General features: G+C 71.7%; 20 protein-coding genes and 2 tRNA genes. 16 read left to right on the top strand and 6 right to left on the bottom strand.

Annotated features, from left to right (window positions below):
- Positions 1 to 24 precede the first annotated feature (24 nt).
- On the bottom strand, positions 25 to 996 hold the full coding sequence (locus ACFFR3_RS22560; RefSeq protein ID WP_364375457.1) for an ATP-binding cassette domain-containing protein: 972 nt from the start codon (positions 994 to 996) through the stop codon (positions 25 to 27).
- A 360-nt stretch (positions 997 to 1,356) separates the two neighbouring features.
- Here ACFFR3_RS22560 and ACFFR3_RS22555 point away from each other — a divergent pair, with 360 nt between their 5' ends.
- From ACFFR3_RS22555 to ACFFR3_RS22505, 11 genes are all read left to right on the top strand, one after another.
- Positions 1,357 to 1,626: a hypothetical protein gene (locus tag ACFFR3_RS22555; protein WP_345394860.1), complete on the top strand. Its 270-nt coding sequence runs from the start codon at positions 1,357 to 1,359 to the stop codon at positions 1,624 to 1,626.
- A gap of 8 nt (positions 1,627 to 1,634) precedes the next feature.
- Positions 1,635 to 2,639, top strand: a complete 1,005-nt coding sequence (locus tag ACFFR3_RS22550; protein ID WP_345394863.1) for a lysozyme — start codon at positions 1,635 to 1,637, stop codon at positions 2,637 to 2,639.
- Between the two features lie 20 nt (positions 2,640 to 2,659).
- Positions 2,660 to 3,205 carry a C40 family peptidase gene (locus ACFFR3_RS22545; protein ID WP_379483792.1) on the top strand — a complete coding sequence of 182 codons (546 nt, stop codon included), beginning with the start codon at positions 2,660 to 2,662 and terminating at the stop codon, positions 3,203 to 3,205.
- 439 nt (positions 3,206 to 3,644) lie between these two features.
- Positions 3,645 to 3,720: transfer RNA gene (locus ACFFR3_RS22540), tRNA-Thr, on the top strand.
- Between the two features lie 379 nt (positions 3,721 to 4,099).
- A tRNA-Met gene (locus tag ACFFR3_RS22535) sits at positions 4,100 to 4,173 on the top strand.
- A gap of 71 nt (positions 4,174 to 4,244) precedes the next feature.
- Positions 4,245 to 4,409, top strand: a complete 165-nt coding sequence (gene rpmG, locus ACFFR3_RS22530) for a 50S ribosomal protein L33 (RefSeq protein ID WP_019632658.1) — start codon at positions 4,245 to 4,247, stop codon at positions 4,407 to 4,409.
- A 199-nt stretch (positions 4,410 to 4,608) separates the two neighbouring features.
- Positions 4,609 to 5,058, top strand: a complete 450-nt coding sequence (locus tag ACFFR3_RS22525; RefSeq protein WP_345394869.1) for a MaoC family dehydratase N-terminal domain-containing protein — start codon at positions 4,609 to 4,611, stop codon at positions 5,056 to 5,058.
- A 1-nt stretch (position 5,059) separates the two neighbouring features.
- Positions 5,060 to 5,488: a MaoC family dehydratase gene (locus ACFFR3_RS22520; RefSeq protein ID WP_345394872.1), complete on the top strand. Its 429-nt coding sequence runs from the start codon at positions 5,060 to 5,062 to the stop codon at positions 5,486 to 5,488.
- 137 nt (positions 5,489 to 5,625) lie between these two features.
- A complete protein-coding gene (locus ACFFR3_RS22515) occupies positions 5,626 to 6,627 on the top strand; it encodes a hypothetical protein (RefSeq protein WP_345394875.1) in 1,002 nt (333 codons plus the stop codon).
- A gap of 11 nt (positions 6,628 to 6,638) precedes the next feature.
- Positions 6,639 to 7,676, top strand: coding sequence for a UDP-N-acetylmuramate dehydrogenase (locus tag ACFFR3_RS22510; protein ID WP_379483791.1), 1,038 nt, complete (start codon positions 6,639 to 6,641; stop codon positions 7,674 to 7,676).
- A gap of 232 nt (positions 7,677 to 7,908) precedes the next feature.
- On the top strand, positions 7,909 to 8,475 hold the full coding sequence (locus ACFFR3_RS22505) for a TMEM165/GDT1 family protein (RefSeq protein ID WP_345394878.1): 567 nt from the start codon (positions 7,909 to 7,911) through the stop codon (positions 8,473 to 8,475).
- 9 nt (positions 8,476 to 8,484) lie between these two features.
- Here the strand turns inward: ACFFR3_RS22505 and ACFFR3_RS22500 are convergent, their stop codons facing one another.
- Complete coding sequence (locus ACFFR3_RS22500; protein WP_345394881.1) at positions 8,485 to 11,337, bottom strand: ATP-binding protein; 2,853 nt, start codon at positions 11,335 to 11,337, stop codon at positions 8,485 to 8,487.
- Between the two features lie 124 nt (positions 11,338 to 11,461).
- Positions 11,462 to 11,608, bottom strand: coding sequence for a hypothetical protein (locus ACFFR3_RS22495; protein ID WP_345394884.1), 147 nt, complete (start codon positions 11,606 to 11,608; stop codon positions 11,462 to 11,464).
- 230 nt (positions 11,609 to 11,838) lie between these two features.
- On the opposite strand from ACFFR3_RS22495, the gene deoC reads away from it, so the two are divergent.
- From deoC to ACFFR3_RS22475, 4 genes are read left to right on the top strand one after another with little or no spacing between them, the layout of a single operon-like run.
- Positions 11,839 to 12,768, top strand: a complete 930-nt coding sequence (gene deoC, locus ACFFR3_RS22490) for a deoxyribose-phosphate aldolase (protein ID WP_364375436.1) — start codon at positions 11,839 to 11,841, stop codon at positions 12,766 to 12,768.
- Positions 12,769 to 12,771: 3 nt separating this feature from the next.
- Positions 12,772 to 14,193 carry an aldehyde dehydrogenase family protein gene (locus tag ACFFR3_RS22485; protein WP_345394887.1) on the top strand — a complete coding sequence of 474 codons (1,422 nt, stop codon included), beginning with the start codon at positions 12,772 to 12,774 and terminating at the stop codon, positions 14,191 to 14,193.
- Entirely contained in the window at positions 14,183 to 14,380 is a 198-nt protein-coding gene (locus ACFFR3_RS22480) for a hypothetical protein (RefSeq protein WP_355416814.1), read from the top strand. Before ACFFR3_RS22485 ends, ACFFR3_RS22480 begins: the two co-directional genes overlap by 11 nt.
- Positions 14,373 to 15,218 carry an aldehyde dehydrogenase family protein gene (locus ACFFR3_RS22475; protein ID WP_379483790.1) on the top strand — a complete coding sequence of 282 codons (846 nt, stop codon included), beginning with the start codon at positions 14,373 to 14,375 and terminating at the stop codon, positions 15,216 to 15,218. The genes ACFFR3_RS22480 and ACFFR3_RS22475 overlap by 8 nt, the downstream gene beginning before the upstream one ends.
- Positions 15,219 to 15,285: 67 nt before the next feature.
- Here the strand turns inward: ACFFR3_RS22475 and ACFFR3_RS22470 are convergent, their stop codons facing one another.
- On the bottom strand, positions 15,286 to 16,728 hold the full coding sequence (locus ACFFR3_RS22470; RefSeq protein ID WP_379483789.1) for an amidase: 1,443 nt from the start codon (positions 16,726 to 16,728) through the stop codon (positions 15,286 to 15,288).
- 56 nt (positions 16,729 to 16,784) lie between these two features.
- Here ACFFR3_RS22470 and ACFFR3_RS22465 point away from each other — a divergent pair, with 56 nt between their 5' ends.
- The gene (locus tag ACFFR3_RS22465; protein WP_364375425.1) at positions 16,785 to 17,963 is read left to right on the top strand and encodes a threonine synthase; all 1,179 of its coding nucleotides are present in this window, start codon (positions 16,785 to 16,787) and stop codon (positions 17,961 to 17,963) included.
- A 3-nt stretch (positions 17,964 to 17,966) separates the two neighbouring features.
- Here the strand turns inward: ACFFR3_RS22465 and ACFFR3_RS22460 are convergent, their stop codons facing one another.
- Together ACFFR3_RS22460 and hrpB are read right to left on the bottom strand one after the other, a co-directional pair.
- Positions 17,967 to 18,647: a hypothetical protein gene (locus ACFFR3_RS22460; RefSeq protein WP_364375422.1), complete on the bottom strand. Its 681-nt coding sequence runs from the start codon at positions 18,645 to 18,647 to the stop codon at positions 17,967 to 17,969.
- The gene (hrpB, locus tag ACFFR3_RS22455; RefSeq protein ID WP_379483788.1) at positions 18,599 to 20,989 is read right to left on the bottom strand and encodes an ATP-dependent helicase HrpB; all 2,391 of its coding nucleotides are present in this window, start codon (positions 20,987 to 20,989) and stop codon (positions 18,599 to 18,601) included. Before hrpB ends, ACFFR3_RS22460 begins: the two co-directional genes overlap by 49 nt.
- Between the last annotated feature and the right edge of the window lie 15 nt (positions 20,990 to 21,004).

Genomic DNA, 21,004 nt, shown 5'->3' with positions numbered 1-21,004 from the left:
CGACCGGCTGTGAAGCAGGAAGCCTCACGGGCGACCGTGGGAATCCCCCTCGTTCACGAGTGGGAGGAGGTCAACTTCGAGGCTTCTCCCTGTGAGGGTCAGGAACACGTCGTCGAGGGTCGGGCGGGTGGTCTCGGCCGTGGTGACCTTGATGCCGGCGGCGTCGAGCGCCCGCAGGTAGTCGGGCAGCGCGGCGGGTGCCTGGGCGACCCGCAGCCGCACGGTGGTGCCCTCGGCGCTGCCGCCGCCGATCCCGGCCGCCGCGGCGGCCTCGCGCTCGGTGCCGGTGGTGACCGTGATGTGGTCGCCGGCCAGGTCGTTCTTGAGCCGCTCCGCGGTGCCGTCCGCGATGATCAGGCCGTTGTCGATGATCACCACCCGCTCGGCCATGGTGTCGGCCTCCTCCAGGTAGTGGGTGGTCAGGAACAGCGTCGTCCCGTACGTCTCGCGCAGCCGCAGGATGTGCCGCCAGACGTCGGCGCGGCTCTTGGGGTCGAGCCCCGTCGAGGGCTCGTCGAGGAACAGCAGGTCGGGGCGGTGGATGAGGCCGAGCGCGATGTCGAGGCGGCGGCGCTGGCCGCCCGAGAGCGTGCCCGGCGCCCGCTTGGCCAGCGGGGTCAGCTCCAGCAGGTCGAGCAGCTCGTCGGCGCGGGCGCCCGCCTCCTTCGGGCGCAGGCCGTAGCAGCGGCCCTGGGAGACCAGCTCGTCGCGGACGAGCTGGTCCTCGCCCGCGCCGTTGCGCTGCCCGACGTAGCCGATGCGGGAGCGCACCGCCCTCGGGTCGGCGGCCACGTCGTGGCCGGCCACGGTGGCGGTGCCCGAGGTGGGCGGGAGCAGCGTGGTGAGCATCCGCAGGGTGGTGGACTTCCCCGCGCCGTTCGGGCCGAGGAACGCGACGAGCTGGCCGGCTTCGACGTCGAGGTCGATGCCGCGTACGGCGGTGACGGTCTCCTTCTTCACCTTGAAGTCACGGGTCAGTCCCCGTGTGTGGATCATGGTCGGCCTCCTGCGGGCATGACGAAGAAACCCCTGGTCGGGGCCGCATTCGTGGGTCGGCTCAAGTTTGGGCGCCGGAGCGGATTTCAGCAAACGTGAATGTCACGTACACAAACGGCTCTGACCTGCGAAAACGACGTCATTCCGACGTCTTCGACATAGGCCGATTTCCGGCCGCTGAAGTGCGGTTTCTCCCTACGTCATGAAGATTTTTGCCACGATGCCCGTCATGTGCGAACTGGTCGTCCTCGTGAACGGTCTTCCCGGCTCGGGAAAGACCACGCTGGCCCGCCGGCTCGGCCGGCGGCGGCCGGGCCCGGCGCGGTCCTGGAGAGCCCCTGGCTCGCACCGCTGCGGCCGGTGGTGGAGGCCGGGCTGCGGCGGGCGGGCATCGAGCCGGGCCCGCACGTGCGCGAGGTCTGGTGCGACGTCCCGCTCGACTTCGCCAGGAGCCGGTACGAGAGCCGCGTACGGCATCCCGTGCACCACGACGACGAGGTCGGGGACGAGCGATGGGCCGAATGGGCGGCCTGGGCGCGGCCTTTGGCGCTGGGTCCGGTCCAGCGGGTCGACACCACAAAAGACGTTGATATTTCCGAGCTTGCGAAATGGTGTAAGGGTCCGGAATGATCACCGGCGTGAAACGTCTGTTGTTATCTACGGTGATCGCCTCGATCGGCATGACCGGCGTCGCCCATGCCGCCGATGACGTGCCCGGCGTGGACGTCAGTAATTGGACGGGCGAGATCGACTGGCCCGCCGTCGTGGCCGGTGGCGGGAAATTCGCGTTCGTGCAGGCCACCGAGGGCACGAACTATCGCAACCCGATTTTCGACTCCCAGTACGGCGGCGCCGCCACGGCCGGTCTCATCCGCGGCGCATATCACTTCGCGCAACCGCACGAATCCGATGGGACAGCGCAGGCCGACTATTTCCTGCAGAACGGCGGTAACTGGGTCAGCGACGGCCAGACACTTCCGGGTGTGCTCGATTTGGAGGACAACCCGTACCAGTCGAAGAACGGCAAGAACTCGTGTTACGGCCTGTCCACCAAGGACATGGTCACCTGGATCACGGACTGGACGAAGAAGTACTACGAGGCCACCGGGCGGCGGGCGATCATCTACACCACCACGAGCTGGTGGCGTACGTGCACGGGCGACTCCAAGAAGTTCGCCGTCAACCCGCTCTGGCTGGCCCGCTGGGGGAGCGAGCCGGGCGAGCTGCCGAAGAGCTGGAAGAAGCACACGTTCTGGCAGTCGGCGGAGAAGGGGCCGCTGGTCGGCGGCGGGAACGCGTTCAACGGCTCCGAGTCGCGCCTGAAGGAGCTGGCCAACCCGCCCGCCGAGGTGCGGGTGTCGGGCCGGGTCGGCGGCAGGACGTCGTACGCGGTCACGATCGCCAACACCGGCCCGCACCCGGTCACGAACGTCAAGCTGTCCGGCCGCGCCTTCGGCGGGCAGCGCGTGGTGAAGGCGCCCGGCTGCACGTTCAGCGGCACGGCGGTGCGCTGCGTGGTCAAGGAGCTGCCGCGCAGGAAGAAGATCACCTTCGTGTTCACGACCAAGCCGAGGAAGTCGAAGGGCACGGTCGGGATGAACGTGACGGTCGGATCGGTGAAACTTACCCTTAAAGCCCGATAAATCGGTGTTTGGGGGGCGGAATGAGGCGGCGGTCAGCCGTGGCGGCGGCGCTGCTCCTGCTGACCGCCACGGCATCGGTCATGGCATTGGTCACGGCATCAGTGCCACTGGGGCTGTCCCTGCCGCCGCTGACCGTGCGGATCGCGTACGAGATCCAGCAGCGCGGCATCGCCTACTCCTGGGGCGGTGGCCACGCCTCCGACCCCGGACCGTCCAAGGGCACCTGCCGGGGCTACCGCGGCTCGATCAAGCCCTGCCCGGCCGCCAAGACGCGCGGGCTCGACTGCTCGGGCTTCACCCGCTGGGTGTACGCGCTGGCGCACGGCCGCGACGTGCTGGGCCCCGGCAACACCGACGCGCACGTGCGCAGGATGCACCGGGTCAGCCGGCCCAAGCCGGGTGACCTGGTCTTCTTCGGCAAGATCGGCAAGAAGCGGATCAGGACCCACCACGTCGGCATCTACCTCGGCGGCGGCAGGATGATGAACGCCCCCGAGACCGGGGCCGTGGTGCGCGTCGACTCCATCGCCGAGAAGAAGGACCTCGCCGGCTTCTACCGCTACTGAACGCCCGGCTCCTACCGATTCGGTATGCCGGTAACGCGTGGTGCGTGACGAAAAATGAGAGACCCCAGGGCTACTCTGTGCCGTTGTGGAAAGGCCAACGGGAAGGCGCTGGGTCGGCGTCGACGGCTGGGAGGTCGTCGGAGCCGTGCGCGCGGGGCGGCAGGTGCTGCGGGTGCGCAGAAACGGGTGGGTGGTCGCCGACTGCTCGTCCGTGGCGGAGGTGGCCTCGCTCGTCGATCTGGCCGATCTGTGCGAGGTCGTCGAGTTCCCGCGGCGGCGGCCGGTCGGCTCCGTGAATGGCTCCGTAAATGACTCCGTGACGGACTCCGTGACAGACCCTTCGGCGGGCCCTTCTGCGGGCTCTTCTGGAGAGGGCCGAACGAGTTCGCATCATCGGTGAGTGCCGTGTATGGTTACACCTGTCCGCAGCGCCGGACAGGCCCCTATAGCTCAGTCGGCAGAGCGTCTCCATGGTAAGGAGAAGGTCAACGGTTCGATTCCGTTTGGGGGCTCCACTTCGCACCGACATCACGCCCGCTCCGGGTTTCGGAGCCGGGCGTTTTTCGTTGTCCGGGCCCGCCCGCTGGGGGAGCGGCCGGGGGCGCGGCGCGGATTCGCGCCGGGGCCGCGCCGGGGCCGCGCCGGGGGCGTCGTAGGGCGGGGGTCGCGGGCGGCCGTACGGGTGGCTGCGCGGGCGCGTGCGGGTTCGCGGCGGTCGGGTGGCGCTGCTACGCTGATCACCCTCGCGTGGTGCGGCATGGGGGATGCCGCACAAACGATTTCGATTGACGGGGGTTCCTGAGGCATACTGGGAGCACCCCACCCGATCGGGCGAGTTACTCACGTGCTCACCGCTTCGGGTATCCTCTACGGGCCGGGTCGTTCCGGCTCAAAGGCGGAGTAGCTCAGTCAGGCAGAGCAAACGGCTCATAATCGTTGTGTCGCCGGTTCAAGTCCGGCCTCCGCTACTGCCCTAGCCCAGGTCCACCGACCTGGGCACGGGCGTGTCCATGTCCCGAACGTAGAAAGGCACTCCCAAGTGGCTGCCACCGACGTTAGGCCGAAGATCACGCTGGCCTGCCAGGAGTGCAAGCACCGCAACTACATCACGCGGAAGAACCGGCGCAACGACCCGGATCGGCTTGAGCTGAAGAAGTACTGCCCCAACTGCCGCTGCCACCGCGCGCACCGCGAGACCCGCTAGGTTCTCCGGGCAGGGCTTCTGCCTCCAATATCTCTTCATAACGCACAACCGGCGTCCCTTCGCAGGGCGCCGGTTCGTCGTGTCTGAGGCCCCGGTTCGTGCCCTCGGCAAAAAGGCTTTCATAGCAGGGACAGCCGAACGTTGTTCTGTTAGCGTCTCGCTCATCGACGCCGGTACGGAGACATGCGAGGGAGCAACCATGGCCTTGAACCGTGACTTCGTGGGCAGAACGTATCCGCCCAGCGCCCCGTACGAGGTCAGCCGGGTGAAGATCAGAGAGTTCGCGGCCGCCATCGGCGACAACAACCCGCTCTACCGCGACCGCGAGGCCGCCAGGGCCGCCGGTCACCCCGACGTCATCGCGCCCCCCACGTTCCCCATCGTCTTCAGCCTGCAGAGCGGCGGCGAGGCGCTCGTGGACCCCGACCTGGGCCTCAACCTCGCCATGGTCGTCCACGGTGAACAGCGCTTCGAGTACGTCCGCCCGATCCACGCCGGCGACGAGCTGGTCATCAGCTCCGCCATCACCGACATCCGCACCGCCGGGCACAACGAGCTGCTGACCGTCAGGAGCGACGTGCGCACCGTCGAGGGCGAGCCGGTCTGCGTGACCTACAACACGATCGTCGAGCGCGGAGGGGCGAGCTGAGATGGGCGCTGCGGTGAAGTACGACGAGGTCGAGGTCGGGCAGGAGATCCCGGGCGTGGACTACCGGGTGCGCCGCCTGGACCTGGTGATGTACGCGGGCGCCTCGGGCGACTTCAACCAGATCCACTGGAACGAGCGCTTCGCCAAGATGGTCGGGCTGCCCGACGTGATCGCGCACGGCATGTACACGATGGCGCAGGCCGGCCGGTTCGTCACCGACTGGGCGGGCGACCCGGGGGCGGTCGTGGACTTCGGGGTGCGGTTCTCGTCGATGGTGGTCGTGCCGGACGACGACAGGGGCGCGACGATCACGGTGAGCGGGGTCGTCGAGGACAAGCTGCCCGACAAGCGGGTGGTCATCGGCCTGACCGCCACGTCGGGCGACGCGAAGGTGCTCTCCAAGGCCCGCGCGGTCGTCCAGCTCGCCTGACTCTCCCCGGCCCGCTCGGGCGTCCGGCTCGCTTAAACGGTCAGTGATAAGTGGGCGGGTCTCGGGTAGCGCGTGACCCTATGAGTGAAGCCGTACGACACATTTGGCCCACGGTTCGATCGATCCCCGTTTCCGCCGTGACGGATGCGAGACCCCCAGGACATCTCAAGGCCGCCCGCATCGAGCAGGTCGCGGGCGGCACCGGCACCGGGCGTGACACGGCGGGCGGGGCGCGTACCGATGCGACCACCGGGGTGGAAGGCAGGCGGGCGTCCGGGGTGGGGACGCGCGGCACCCACGCCCGCATGAACCCGGCCGCCGAGCTGGGCTTCTCCGGCGACCCCGGCCAGCACGGCGACCCCGGTGACGAGATGCTGCACGCCCAGCGCACCTGGGACGGCACGCTGGCCACCAACCGGCTCGACGACCTCGGCGTGAACGTCGAGCGGCAGCGCGTGGCGACCCAGGACGTGACGGAGTGCGTCGGCGTGCTGGTGGACGGCTGGCCCGAGGACGTCAGGCGCTGCCTGGAGTCGGTGATCGAGCACACCAGGGCGAAGGTGCTCGCCCTGGACCTGGGCAACGTGGACGGCGCCGGGGACGTGCTGGCCGAGCTGGCGCAGCGGCACCCCGAGCGGATCATCGCCTGGCACGTGGCCGAGACCCCGCACTGGCGCGGCGGCACGGCCACCTGGGGCGAGAGCCGCACGAAGCTGCTGCACCTGGACGACTCCGAGGTGCACGTCCTCTTGGAGACCGGCCTTGAGCTGCACGGCGACGCGCTGACCCCGCTCGTGGCCGCGGTCAACGAGGGCGCGGTCGCGGCCGGTTGGCAGGGCGCGGAGCCGGCCGACGACGGGCGTACGTGGCTGGAGGCGGGCCCCGGCAAGGTGCGGGCGCTCACGGGCGGCATCATCGCCGTGCGCCGGGCGCAGGCCCTGGCCGCGCTGCCCGAGGACGCCAACTACGGCCGCCACGCCGACCTGGAGCTCTCCCTGGCCCTGCGGGGTGACCTGGTGGTGCCCCAGGGACGGCCGCCGGTGCTGCCGCTGCAGCCGCACGACGTCTCCGCCGACTACCTGGAGCGCGAGTCGCGCCGGAACCACGACGAGGTGCTGCGCAGGCTGCATGCCTCATAAGCTTGTCGGTCATGGAGATGCTCGCGCCGTACACCACGCTGCACCTGGGAGGCCCCGCCCGAGACTTCGCCGAGGCGACATCGGCGGAGCAACTCGTCTCGCTGGTCGCGGAGGCCGACAGGACCTCGACCCCCACGCTGGTGCTCGGCGGGGGAAGCAACCTCGTGGTGGCCGACGAGGGCTTCGACGGGCTGGTCATCAAGGTCGCCACCGAGGGCGTCACGTTCACCCGCGACGGTGAGCAGATCGTCGTGACCGCCGAGGCCGGCGAAGACTGGGACGCCCTGGTGGCCCGCGCGGTCAGCGAGGGCTGGTCGGGCATCGAGTGCATGTCCGGCGTACCGGGCCAGGTCGGCTCGACGCCGATCCAGAACGTCGGCGCCTACGGGCAGGAGGTCGCCCAGACCGTCCGGTGCGTGCGGGCCTACGACCGGCTCACCCGGCAGGTCGTCGACATCGAGGCGCGGCAGTGCGGGTTCTCCTACCGCGACAGCGTCTTCAAGCGCGACCTCTCGCGCTACGTGGTGCTCGCGGTGACGTACACGCTTGAGGTGTCCGGGCTGTCGGGGCCGCTGGCGTACGAGGAGCTGGCCCGCAGGCTCGGCACCGAGGTGGGAGGCCGGGTGCCGCTCGCCGAGGCCCGAGAGGCCGTGCTGGGGCTGCGCAGGGGCAAGGGCATGGTGCTCGACCCGGGCGATCCTGACACGCGCAGCGCGGGCTCGTTCTTCACCAACCCGGTCCTGACCGCCGAGCAGGCGGCGGAGCTGGCGGTCCGCGCGCCGGGGCATCCGCAGTGGGAGGTGCCCGGCGGGCTGGTCAAGGTGCCGGCCGCGTGGCTGATCGAGCAGGCGGGCTTCGCCAAGGGCTACGAGCGCGGGCCCGTACGCATCTCGACCAAGCACACGCTGGCCCTCACCAACCCCACCGGCGCCGCCACCACGCGCGACCTGCTGGCCCTGGCCAGGGAGGTGCGCGACGGCGTGCGGGAGAAGTTCGGGGTCACGCTGGTCAACGAGCCGGTGATGGTGGGCTGCATCCTGGGGGAATAGCCACGGGCGGGCTGCTGTTAGGGTGTTCTGGAATTACCGAAGGGGAGTAGTCCCAATCGTGTGATCGACACACTGGCGCCTCAGGGCGCCCGGTCATGCGGGCCTTCGCGGGCGGACGAGACCTTCGGCCTGGCAAGCCATGTTGACGAGGCGTTGCCGGGCCGAACGTCGTGCCCGAAATCCCCTGGGTGCCGCGCTTCCGGTCCGGTCGCGCGGAAGGGGACCCCCTCTCTTGGAAGCGTTCTGGATCAGTCTCGGCGCGATCTTCATCGCCGAACTGGGCGACAAGAGCCAGTTGATGGCCATGACGTTCGCGACCCGGTTCAAGATCTGGCCCGTGCTGGCCGGCATCACGATCGCCACCACGGCCGTCCACCTGGCCAGCGTCGCCCTGGGCGGGCTGATCGGCACCGCGCTGCCCACCACGGCCATCTCGATCGTGGCGGGGATCGCCTTCCTCGGCTTCGCGGTGTGGACGCTGCGCGGCGACGAGCTGACCGAGGAAGAGCAGAGCAAGGCCCGCCGCACCACCAGGAACGCCGTGATCGCGGTGACCGTGGCGTTCTTCCTGAGCGAGCTGGGCGACAAGACGATGCTGGCCACGATCACGCTGGCCACCCGGCACGACTGGCTGGGCACGTGGATCGGCTCGACGATCGGCATGGTGGCCGCCGACGCCCTGGCCATCGTGGTGGGCCGGCTGCTCGGCAAGCACCTGCCGGAGAAGGCCATCAAGTACGGCGCCGCCGCCGCGTTCGCCGTCTTCGGCGTGGTGATGCTGGCCGAGGCGATCTTCTGAGGCGTTCCGTTAGGTCAGCAGTGACAGGCGGTGGGCCGCGGCGGCGGCCTCGCCGCGCGTCGTGACGCCGAGCTTGGCGAGGATGTTCGAGACGTGCACGCTCACCGTCTTCGCCGAGATGAACAGCTCGGCGGCGATGTCGCGGTTGGTCCGGCCCTGGGTGACCAGGCGGAGCACCTCCAGCTCGCGCGGCGTCAGCAGCTCCGACGGCTCCTGGGCGAGGTCGAGCCCGCCCACCCGGCGGCAGAGCGTCTCGATCTCCTCGATCAGCGGCGTGGCGCGCAGCGCCTCGGCCAGCGGCAGCGCCACTTTCAGCCGGGCCGCGGCGCCCTCCCTGTCGCCGGACCGCGCGCTCATCCCCGCCGCCCTGAGCAGGGCCTTGGCCTGGTTGTGCGGGCGGCGCAGCCGCTCCCACGCGGCCGCGGCGGCGTCGAAGTCGCCCGTGTACGACAGCCGGTACGCCTCCACGACCGGCCCGTCCACCGACAGCCCCGCGGCCACCTCGGCGGCGTGCGCCCGCACGGCGGCGCTGCGCTCAGGCTCGGTCTCCTGGGCCGCGTCGCACACGTTGCGCAGCACCGCGAGCAGCCGCCACGACAGCATGGCCTTGCTCGACCGCTTCGGCTGGGCCAGCACCTGCTCGGCCGCGGCCAGCGCGGCGGCTGGCTCGCCCCGGGTGAGGTGCCAGCCCATGAGCAGCCTGGCGTTGCTGATGATGTCCTGGACGAACTCCTCCGCCCGTGACGTGAACAGCCCGATCTCCGACAGGATGCCCTTGACGAGCGGCATCTCGCCCCTGGCCAGCGCGATGTCGGCGCGGACGCGCAGCAGGGCGTAGCGGGTGCGCAGCACGGGGCCGTGGCTGAGCGCCGTCTCGACGGTCTCGACGGCCTCGTCCCAGCGGCCCAGCGCCTCCAGCGCCTCGGCCCTGTTGTTCAGGATGAACGTGCCGCTGCCGCGCAGCCGCCCGTACTTCTTGGCGACCCGCCAGCCCTCGTCGGCCCGGCGCAGGGCCTCGTCCGCGCGGCCCATGTCGGTCAGCGTGTCCACCAGGTTGCCGATCGCGCGGCTGATGACGCGGCCGCTGCGCTGCTCGCGGCCGATCGCGATCGCCTGCTCGTTGATGACGTTCGTGCTCTCCAGCTGCCCGCGCAGCGAGTGGCCGAGCGCCTGGTTCATCAGCAGGTCGCCTTCGAGGCAGCGGTCGCCGTGCTCCCTGACCCAGCGCAGGCCGTCGCTGATGAGCCGGTCGGCCTCCGCCAGCTCGCCGCGCAGCATCAGGTGGCGGCTCAGCGGGGTGACGACCTCGGCCCAGTCGAGGGTGTTCTCGGGGACGAGCCGCAGCGCGTGCCTGAGGTCGTCGATGACGCCCGGCTGGTTCTTGGAGTTCTTGAACGCGGCCCTGCGCACGATGAGCTGCGACACCCTGGCGGGCTCGCGGGTCTCGTCCAGCTCGGCGAGCGCCGCCTTGACGAACTTGACCCCTTTGTCGACGTCGCCGCCGGCGTTGGCGGCCTCGGAGGCGCGCTCCAGCACGGCGGTGTGGTCCACGCCGGTCAGCTCGGCCGCGTCGGGGACCCGGACCCAGAGCATGAGCACGCGTTCGAGCAGTTGCAGGGCCTCGGTGTAGGCGAACGTCTTGAACGACTCGTGGGCGGCGTCCCAGGCCGACAGCAGGGCCCAGCGGTCGTCACGGGCGCCGTACCAGTGGTGGGCCAGCTCGACGGCGGCCCTTCCCGGCGGGACGAGCGTGCGGTCCTTGGAGATCTCCTCGGCGTAGCGCGCGTGCAGGCGCTGGTGCTCGCCGGGCAGCAGCTCGTCGTGGACGGCCTCGCGGATGAGCGAGTGGCGGAAGACGTACGCGCGGTTGTCGGCGATCTGCAGCACGTTGCCGGCGATGGCGGGGCGCAGCGCGGTCTCCAGCGCGACGTCCGTCAGGCCGCTGACGGCGGCGAGCAGCGCGTGGCCGACCCGGTTGCCGCCGGCGGCGGCGACGCGCAGCACCCGCTGGGTCTCCTCGGGCAGGCGCTCGACGGAGGCGAGGATGAGGTCCTGCATGGAGTCGGGGAACGTGCACCCCTCGCCGTTCTCCAGCATGGCCTCGACGAACAGCGGGATGCCCTCGCTGCGCTCGTAGACGTTCTCGATCTTGGCGTACTCGGGGGTCCTGCCGAGGATGGCGGTCATCTGCTGGGCGACCTCGTCCCTGGACAGGCGGGGCAGGTCGAGGCGGAGCACGCCCTGCACGCGGCCCAGCTCGGCCAGCACGGGCCTGAGCGGGTGCTGGCGGTGCAGGTCATCGGAGCGGTAGGTCATCACCATCAGCACCTGCGGGGTGCGCAGGTTGCGGCTGAGGAAGGCGATGAGGTCGCGGCTGGAGCGGTCGGCCCAGTGGATGTCCTCGATGACGAGGACCGTGGGGCGGTGGTCCGCGAGGCGTTCAAGAAGGGTGAGGAACTGCTCGAAGAGCCGGGCGCGGCCGGTGTCGGTCTCGCCGTCGCCGTTCGGCTCGCCGAACTCGGGCAGCAGCCGGGCGAGGTCGCGCTCGGCGCCGTCGGGCAGCAGCCCGGTCACCGCGGCCGGGCCCTGCTCCCTGACGAGCTGGCGCAGGGCGGCGGTGAAGGGCGCGTACGCGAGGCCCTCGGTCGACAGCTCCACGCAGCCACCGACGAGCACGTGCGCCCCGCCGGCCGTGCACTGCTCGGCGAAGCGCTGCACCAGCCGGGTCTTGCCGACTCCGGCCTCGCCGCCCAGCAGGACGGCGGTCAGTGTGCCTTTCCTGGCGTCGTCGAGGCTTTCAGATAGAGCCGTCAGCTCCTCTTCCCGCCCGACGAAGACGGGACTGACAGATCGTCCCCGCATGTCATCCAGCATGTCACGCCACATCCGCTGCTATCGACGCTTTTGTCCGGCTGTTGGACACGGTCTCAAGGGGGCTGGGAGGCCCGGCCACGTGGCAGTGGGTGGCCGGGCTCTCGTGCGGCGGTCATGCGTGACGGCGGCGGCCGAAGAGCGAGCGGCGCTCGGACTTGTTGTGCCGCTCGGCGTCGCGGGCGAGGCGGTGCTCGGCGGCGGCCGCACGCAGCTCGCGGGCCTGGCTCTTCATGTACTCGAACTCGATCTCGGGATGCATCGAGAATCTCCTGAAATGTCGTGCTTCTTGCTGACATCTTCAAGATTCGGGCTAAGGCCCGGCCCCGCACATCAGGTGGATGCCCTATCTCTCCCGTCGCGCCGCCTCCGGCATACCTAGCCCGGCCGCCTCAGACCTCCCCGCATCCCTAGGACCAGGCCCGGCGTGCCCTAAGGTGATCCGGTTTGGAGGAGGCGGCCCTGGTCGGCGATGCTGTCTAGGTGTCAACTGTGACTACCTCGCTTGCCGGCGTCGCCTCGTCCGACGCGGCGCTGCGAGCATTCCTGCACGGCCTGCCCGGCGTCGACCGGGTCGGCGCCGACCAGCGGGCGGCGATGCTCGGCACCCGATCGATCAAGACCACGGCCAAGGCGCAGGCCATCGACCTCGCCATCTCCATGGTCGACCTGACCACACTCGAAGGGGCCGACACGGCCGGCAAGGTGCGCGCGCTGTGCGCCAAGGCCGTGCGCCCCGGCGGCGACGCCCCCTCCGTCGCGGCCGTCTGCGTCTACCCCGACCTCGTCGCCGTCGCGGCCGAGGCGCTCAAGGGCAGCGGCGTCAAGGTCGCCTCCGTCGCCACCGCGTTCCCCAGCGGGCGCACCTCGCTGGAGGTCAAGGTGAGCGACACCAGGCTCGCCGTGGCCGCCGGCGCCGACGAGATCGACATGGTGATCGACCGCGGCGCGTTCCTGTCCGGCCAGTACATGAAGGTCTACGAGCAGATCGTCGCCGTGAAGGAGGCCTGCGGCGCCGCCCACCTCAAGGTGATCCTCGAGACCGGCGAGCTGTCCACCTACGACAACGTGCGGCGGGCGTCCTGGCTGGCGATGCTGGCGGGCGCCGACTTCATCAAGACCTCCACCGGCAAGGTGTCGCCGGCCGCCACGCCGCCGGTGACGCTCATCATGCTGGAGGCCGTACGCGACTTCCGCGAGGCCACCGGCCGCCAGGTGGGCGTGAAGCCCGCGGGCGGCATCCGCACGTCGAAGGACGCCATCAAGAACCTCGTGCTGGTCAACGAGACCGCCGGCGACGACTGGCTGACCCCCGACTGGTTCAGGCTGGGCGCCTCCTCGCTCCTCAACGACCTGCTCATGCAGCGCGAGAAGCTCGCCACCGGCCGCTACGCGGGCCCCGACTACTTCACCCAGGACTAGACGATGTTCGAATATGCACCGGCACCCGAGTCGCGCGACGTCGTCGATCTGAAGTCCTCCTACGGGCTGTTCATCAACGGCGAGTTCGTCGACGGCTCAGGGCCCTCGTTCAAGACCGTCAACCCCGCCACCGAGGAGACGCTGGCCGAGGTCGCCACCGCCTCGTCCGACGACGTCGACCGCGCCGTGCAGGCGGCGCGCAAGGCGTTCGGCGTGTGGAGCGCCCTGCCGGGCGCCGAGCGGGCCAAATACCTCTTCCGCATCGCGCGGATCATCCAGGAGCGGGCCAGAGAGCTGGCCGTGCTGGAGACGCTCGACAACGGCAAGCCCGTCCGCGAGTCGCGCGACGTGGACCTGCCGCTGGTCGCGGCCCACTTCTTCTACTACGCGGGCTGGGCCGACAAGCTGGAGTACGCCGGGTTCGGCACGCCCAAGCCGCTCGGCGTGGCCGGCCAGGTCATCCCCTGGAACTTCCCGCTGCTCATGCTGGCCTGGAAGATCGCCCCCGCGCTGGCCTGCGGCAACACGGTCGTGCTCAAGCCGGCCGAGACCACGCCGCTGACCGCGCTCGCGTTCGCCGACATCTGCCGCCAGGCCGACCTGCCGCCCGGCGTGGTGAACATCGTCACCGGCGCGGGCGAGACCGGCGCCGCCGTGGTCGCGCACCCCGACGTCGACAAGGTCGCCTTCACCGGCTCCACCGAGGTCGGCCGGATCATCGCCCGCACGGTCGCGGACACCGGCAAGAAGCTGACGCTGGAGCTGGGCGGCAAGGCCGCCAACATCGTGTTCGACGACGCCGCCATCGACCAGGCCGTCGAGGGCATCGTCAACGGCATCTTCTTCAACCAGGGCCACGTCTGCTGTGCCGGGTCGCGGCTGCTGGTGCAGGAGTCCGTCCAGGAGGAGCTGCTGGCCGCGCTCAAGCGCCGGCTCGGCACGCTGCGGCTCGGCGACCCGCTCGACAAGAACACCGACATCGGCGCCATCAACTCCGCCGACCAGCTCGCCAAGATCCGGCAGCTCAGCGACCTGGGCGAGACGGAGGGCGCCGAGCGCTGGTCGCCCGCCTGCGAGCTGCCCGAGCGCGGCTACTGGTTCCCGCCGACGCTGTTCACCGGGGTCGCGCAGTCCCACAGCATCGCCAGGGAGGAGATCTTCGGGCCCGTGCTGTCCGTGCTGACCTTCCGCACCCCGGCCGAGGCCGTCGAGAAGGCCAACAACACCCCGTACGGGCTGTCGGCCGGCGTCTGGACCGAGAAGGGCTCGCGCATCCTGTGGATGGCCGACCGGCTGCGCGCCGGCGTGGTGTGGGCCAACACCTTCAACAAGTTCGACCCCACCTCGCCCTTCGGCGGCTACAAGGAGTCGGGCTACGGCCGCGAGGGCGGACGCCACGGGCTGGAGGCCTACCTTGACGTGTGAGTACCGCAGGCCCCGCCGCAGGAAGCTGCGCGCCCAGGCCACCAGGGGGCACGCCTACGCCAGGGCCGGGCGGCCCGTACGCACCGGCTGGTACGCCCACCGCTGCGGCGTCAGCCGGTGCGGCCAGGTCTTCGTGCCGGTCCAGATGTCGCAGGAGTCCACGTGGAGGGGTCGGGGCGATGAGTAGGTTGTCCGTCAGAAAGACCTACAAGCTGTACATCGGCGGGGCCTTCCCGCGCTCCGAGAGTGGGAGGTCCTACCCGGTGACCTCGGCCAAGGGCGACTTCCTCGCCAACGCCTCGCGGGCCTCGCGCAAGGACGCCCGCGACGCCGTGGTGGCCGCCCGCAAGGCGTTCCCCGGCTGGTCGGGGGCGACGGCGTACAACAGGGGGCAGATCCTCTACCGCGTCGCCGAGATGCTCGAAGGGCGGCGCGCGCAGTTCGCCGACGAGCTGGGCGGCACCAAGCGGGCGGCGCTGGAGCAGGTCGACGCGACGATCGACCGGCTCGTCTGGTACGCGGGCTGGTCCGACAAGATCGCCTCCGTGCACGGCGGCGCCAACCCCGTCGCCGGCCCCTACTTCAACCTGTCCACCCCCGAGCCGACCGGCGTCGTCGCCGTGGTGGCGCCCGACGACCCGCTGCTCGGCCTGGTGTCGGTGGTCGCGCCGGTGATCGTGACCGGCAACACCTGCGTCGTGGTGGCGTCCGAGCCGTCCCCGCTGGCGGCGATCACCCTGGCCGAGGTGCTCGCCACGTCCGACCTGCCCGGCGGCGTGGTGAACATCCTCACCGGGCAGCGCGCCGAGCTCGTCCCCTGGCTGTCCGCCCACATGGACGTCAACGGGCTCGACCTGACCGGCGTCTCCGACGCCGAGCTGGCGCTGAGCTGCGAGCAGGCGGCCGCCGAGAACCTCAAGCGGGTCTCGCGGCCGGTCCAGGAGGACTGGACGGCCGACCCCGGGATCGGGCGCATGACCCGCTTCCTGGAGACCAAGACCGTCTGGCACCCCGTCGGCATCTGACGCTCACGCGGCGGGCCGCCCGTCCGGCCGTTGAGGGCCGCGCGGGCCGTCCGCTGCCTGTGCGCTCCTAGCGGGCGAAGCCCGGTGGGCTGAGCGTTGGGTGTGCGGCCTGGAGCTGGGCGGCCAGTCCCAGGAGGTGGGGCTCGCCGCCCGGTGGGGCGACGATCTGCACGGCGATCGGCAGGCCGCTCGAATGGGTGGCCAGCGGCACGGCGACGGCGGGCCAGCCGCACATGTTCCACGGCCCGGTGGCGGGCGCGTAGGCGACGTTGGTGAGGGCGTTGCGCAGGAAACCGCGCTCGCCCCACCGTCCCGCCTTGGGCGGGATGCCGGCCAGCGCCGGTGTGACGAGCGCGTCGGCCCGGCCGAACCACTGGTCGGCGCCGTAGCCGCTCCAGCGCTCCCGGCCGCGCACGCCGTCCAGCTTGAGCGCCGCGAGCACCCGGCCCGTCCTGGCCAGCCCCTTGGTACGCCGTTCGAGCCGCTGCCGGTCCAGCCCTTCGACCGCCTCGGCGGCCCTGACCAGCCAGGTCGCGATCGTGCTCGGCCCCAGCCAGGCGGGCAGCGACCGTTCGTGCTCCACCACCGTGTGCCCGGAAACCCGCAGCGTCTCGGCGGCGCCGCGTACCGCCGCCTTGAACTCCGCGTCCACCCGCAGCCCCGGCGGCAGCGGCTGCGGCGCGTACGCCACCCGCAGATCGAACGGCTCAGGGCTGTCGGGCGGCGGCTGCGGCTCCCACACCTCGTCGTCGTCCGCCCAGACCGAGCGCAGCATGCGCGGCGGCGGCTCCACGCGACGCCCGGCACGCCACGCCTCGGCCAGCGCCGGATCGGCGGCCAGTACGGACAGCGCGAGCGCCAGGTCGGCGGCGGTCCGCGCGATCGGGCCGTTCTCGGTCAGGTGGTCCCAGTCGTTCGCCGGCGGCGGCACCAGGCCGAGACCGGGCTTGATCGCCAGCACGCCGCAGCAGGCCGCGGGGATGCGTAACGAGCCCATGCCGTCGTTGCCGAGCGCGATCGGCACCATGCCGGCCGCCACCGCCGCCGCGCTGCCCGAGGAGGAGCCGCCGGCCGTGCGTTCGGGGTTCCAGGGGTTGCGGACGATGCCGTACGCGCTGTCGCCGAACGCCACCAGCCCCAGCTCCGGCAGGTTCGTCAGCCCGACGATCAGCGCGCCCGCCGCCCGCAGCCGCGCCACCGTCTCGTGATCGTGCGGCGCGGGGGCCTCGGACGTCGCCGCCGAGCCGCCCCTGGTGGCCTCGCCCGCGACCTCCAGGTTGTCCTTGACCGCCACCGGCACCCCCGCCAGCGGCAGGTCGGCCAGGTCGCGCCGCTTCTGCAGGGCCCGGGCCTCGTCCACGGCCTGCTCCCTGACCAGCCGGAACGCCCCGATGCCAGGATCGCGCCGCGCGATGACGTGGAGGTGCTCCTCCACCACGGTCGTGGCCTTGACGTCACCGCTCCTGACGGCCGCCGCGATCTCGATGGCGGACTTTCCTGCCCACACCATGGTTAGAGTGTGCAGCTTTTCACTGATCGTTGCGAGGATCGGTAGGGTCCTTGCACGTGAACGGACCTTCGCTTGCCCTCCGCCAGCGCTCCCTGGGCGACCTCTCGGCCGAGTTCCCGCTGTTCCCGCCGCTGACGCGCGGCTGCCCCAAGACCAGCACCGCCGAGCTGGCCTACCCGCTGGAGGTGGTCTACGACTACGCGAAGGTCGACAGAGACCTGTTCACCGGGCCGCCTGGCCCCGACATCGCGCGCTGGTCGCCGCTGCTGCCGCCGCTCGACGCGCCCACGCTGGGCGAGGGCGGCACGCCGCTGATCACGTTCGGTGACGTGCACATCAAGGACGAGTCGCGCAACCCGACCTGGTCGCACAAAGACCGGCTCAACCGGGTCGCCGTCAGCGCCGCCGTGGCGTCCGGGGCGCCGGGCGTGGTCGTCGCCTCCTCCGGCAACCACGGCGCCTCCGCCGCCGCCTACGCGGCCAGGGCCGGGCTGCCCGCGATCGTGCTGGCCTCCGCCGACTCGCCGCCCGCCGTGCAGGCGTTCGTGCGGTCGTACGGCGCCAAGGTCGTCTCCGTGCCGGTCGAGGCGCGCTGGCCGCTGCTCCGGCAGGTCGTGGACGAGCTGGGCTACCACCCCGTCAGCAACCAGACCGCTACGCACACCGGGCATCCGTTCGGGCCCGAGGGCTACAAGACGATCGCGTACGAGCTGTTCCTGCAGCTCGGCACCGTCCCTGCCGCCGTCTTCACGCCCACCGGCTACGCCGAGCTGCTGTACGGCGTGTGGAAGGGGTTCGCCGAGCTGCGGCTGCTGGGGGTCGCCGACCGGACGCCGCGGATGTTCTCCTGCGAGACGGCCGCCGGCGGGCCGCACGCCAAGGCCCTGGCCACCGGCGCCCCCGCGGCCGTCGTCGGGCTGGGGCCGACGGACGCGTACGGGGTGGCCTGCTCCGTCGGCGGGCACCGGGGCGTGGCGGCCGTCCGCGACAGCGGCGGCGACCCGGTCCTGGTCACCGACGAGGACCTCCGCCTCGCCCAGCGGGATCTGGCCCGTGCCGGCCTGTGGCAGGAGCTCTCCGGAGCCGCCGGCCTCGCCGGCTACCGCCGCCTGCGCCGCGACTTCGACGGCCCCGTGGTGTGCATCGCGACCTCCAGCGGCTTCAAGGACGTCGGCGTGGCCACCGAACGCCACCCCGCCCTCGAAGAGCCGACCTTGGAGGACCTCATCCCCTGAGCTTCACGGTTTGTGCCAGACCCGGAGGGGGCCGGTGGTGGTGAAGCCGTGGGTGAGGGCGTCTGAGGGGTCGATCTCGTAGCCGGCCAGCGGGCGGCCGGGGAACAGGTGGGCGGCCATGGCCGTCACGCCCTCCCAGGCCGAGCTCGGGCCGAACACGTTCGAGACGCCCACCACCGGGCCGGTCGAGGTGAGGACCGCGCCCTCGGTGACGGCGTCGCCGGTGCGGGCGTACACGATCGTGGCCCCCGGCTCTTCGAGGAGGGCCGGGGTGAACAGGTCGGTGAGGTCGCAGGCGCTCGCCCAGGCGGCGAGTGTGGCGGCGTCCTCCACCACCTGCCAGGTCGTCTCCGCCGGGCCGGGGGCCGGGCGGTGGATCCAGTGCGCCTCGAACAGGACCTCGAAGCCCGGCAGGTCGAGCGTGGCGAAGCTGTCCTTGACCGAGGCGCCGGAGCCGGCGTCGATGTGGGGCAGCACGTCGGTGGCCGTGGCGAGCGGGGAGAGCGTGACCGCGTCGGGGTAGAAGGGCGGGGTGCGGACGGGGTTCGTCCACGCCACGCCGGCGAACATGCCGGGCCTGCCGTGCGCGCGGCACATCAGGTCACACCAGGCGGCGTTGTCGCGGGCCGCCGCGATCACTTCGTGCGGCGCGTCGGCTGAGCGGTGAGGGGGTCTTCCGGCCATGGGTGCTTAGGGTAACGACCGCGCATTTCCGCCCGTACGTGCCGGTAGCCCTCACGCCAGAACGACGCCAGGTCCGCCGTCACCGCCAGCGGGCGGCCCGCGGGGGAGAGCAGGTGCACGAGGACCGGCACCCCGGCGATCCGCGGGGTCTCCTGCCAGCCGAACAGCTCCTGCAGCTTCACCGCCAGCACCGGCTGCTCGCCCGAGTAGTCAATGCGGATCTTGGAGCCGGTGGGGACCTCGATGCGTTCGGGAGCAGTCCGGTCCAGGCGTTCGCTCCACGGGATGAGGCGTTTGAGTGCGCTCGCCACGTCGATGCGTTCCAGGTCGGCGCGGCGGCGGGCGCGGGACAGCTCGGGCTCCAGCCACTGGTCGGCCAGGTCGATGAGATCCTTCATGTCGCCGGTCGGTGGCCAGGGGGCGCCCAGGGCCCGATGGCAGAAGGTCAGGCGGTCTCTGAGGTCTTTGGCGGCCTTCGTCCAGGTGAGGACGTCTTCGGTGCGCAGGCCGTACAGGATGGCCTCCCGTACGTCGGCGTCCTTGAGCGGGGTGGCGGTCAGCTCGATCGCACCCATCCGCTCCACGCGGCGGGCCGACACGTCGCCGCGGCGCTCGCCCGGCGGGACCTTCCAGGCGACCTCGTCCTCGACCGTCGTTCCCACGGCCATGCGGGCGGTGGCCTCGTCGATCGCCACGGCCTGCCTGATGCGGGCCGACGCCGCCCCTGCCGGACGGTCGGCGACCGCGATCGCCAGCCACTCGGCGCTCCCCAGCCGCGAACCCTCGGGCAGCTGGGCCTGGGTCCCCGACACCATGAGGTACCCCCCACCCCGCCGCCGCGCCACCCGCTCAGGAAACGCCAACGCCACCGCCAACCCCGCCACCTCATCCTCGGACCTCCTCGCGGAAGGGGTGGAGGAGCGGTGGAGGCGGCGGGTTTCCTGCTTCCAGCGGGTGGCGAAGGGGGTGTTGGCGCGGCGGGTGGTGCGCCAGACGTGCACCAGGTCGTCCGACGCGTCGCGGGGGAGTTGTTCCGAGAGCAGGGCGACCACCTCGGCGGCTTCCTGGCCGAGGTCGAGGAGGGCGCGGGCCAGGCGTGGGTGGACGCCGGCCAGGGCCATCCGCCGCCCCCGCTCGGTCACTCGCAGGCCCGCTTTGCCGGGTTCGAGGGCGCCGAGCATGGTGAGGGTCTCGGTGGCGGCGGTGAGGGCCGCGGGCGGGGGCGGGTCCAGGAGGGCGAGGGCCTTGGCGTCGGGGGCGCCCCAGCAGGCGGCCTGCAGGGTGAAGGCCGTCAGGTCGGCCAGGGCGATCTCCGGGCGGGGGTGGTCGGCCAGGCGGGCGTGGTCGGCCTCCGTCCAGCAGCGGTAGACCGTGCCGGGGGCCTCGCGGCCCGCCCGGCCCGCTCGCTGGGTGGCCGCCGCCTTCGAGGCTCTGACCGTGGTGAGGGAGCCCAGGCCGCGGGAATGGTCGGTACGCGGCTCGCGCGCCAGCCCGGAGTCCACCACCACGCGTACGCCGGGGACGGTCAGGCTCGACTCTGCCACCGACGTGGCCAGCACCACGCGGCGGCCCGCTCCGGGGGTCAGGACGGCGTCCTGGACGTGGGCCGGGGCCTGGCCGTGTACTTGGAGGACCTGGTCCACGTCGCCCGCCAGTTGCCCGGCCACCCTGGCGATCTCGGCGACGCCGGGCAGGAAACACAGCACGTCGCCGTCCCGTTCCGCGAGGGCTCTGCGGACGACCGAGGCCACGTGGGTGAGCAGCGCGGGGTCGACGCGCAGGCCGTGGGGCGGGGCGACCGGGCGCGGCGGCGGGGCCCAGATCGTCTCCACGGGGTGGGTGGCGCCGGTGGCGGCCACCACCGGGCCGCCGATCAGCCGCGCCCACGGTTCGGCGTCGGCGGTCGCGGACGTGGCCAGCAGGCGCAGGTCGGGCCGGAGCGTGTCGCGTACGTCGAGGAGGAACGCGAGCGCGGTGTCGGCGTCGAGGTGGCGTTCGTGGCACTCGTCGAGGATGACCGCGTCCACGCCGGTCAGCTCCTGGTCCCGCTGGAGGCGCTGGAGCAGGACGCCGGTGGTGACGACCTCGACCATGGGGTTGGCGCCTTTGTGGCGTTCGCCCCTGATCGTGTAGCTCACGCCCATGCGGCGGGCCGCCGCGCGTACGGCCAGGCGGCGCGGCTCGGCCACCAGCACCCGCAGGCCCGCCTCGGCCAGCGCCGGCGGCACCACGGTCGTCTTGCCGGTGCCGGGCGGCGCGGTCAGCACCGCGCTGCCGTGGCGTTCGAGCACGGCGAGCAGCTCGGGCAGCACGCCCCTGATGGGCAGGTCGGTCTCAGGCACAGGCGGCGACTCTGC

This window comes from Nonomuraea salmonea, assembly GCF_042428605.1.
Taxonomy (GTDB): domain Bacteria; phylum Actinomycetota; class Actinomycetes; order Streptosporangiales; family Streptosporangiaceae; genus Nonomuraea; species Nonomuraea salmonea.
This window is presented reverse-complemented; position numbering and strand designations above follow the sequence as displayed.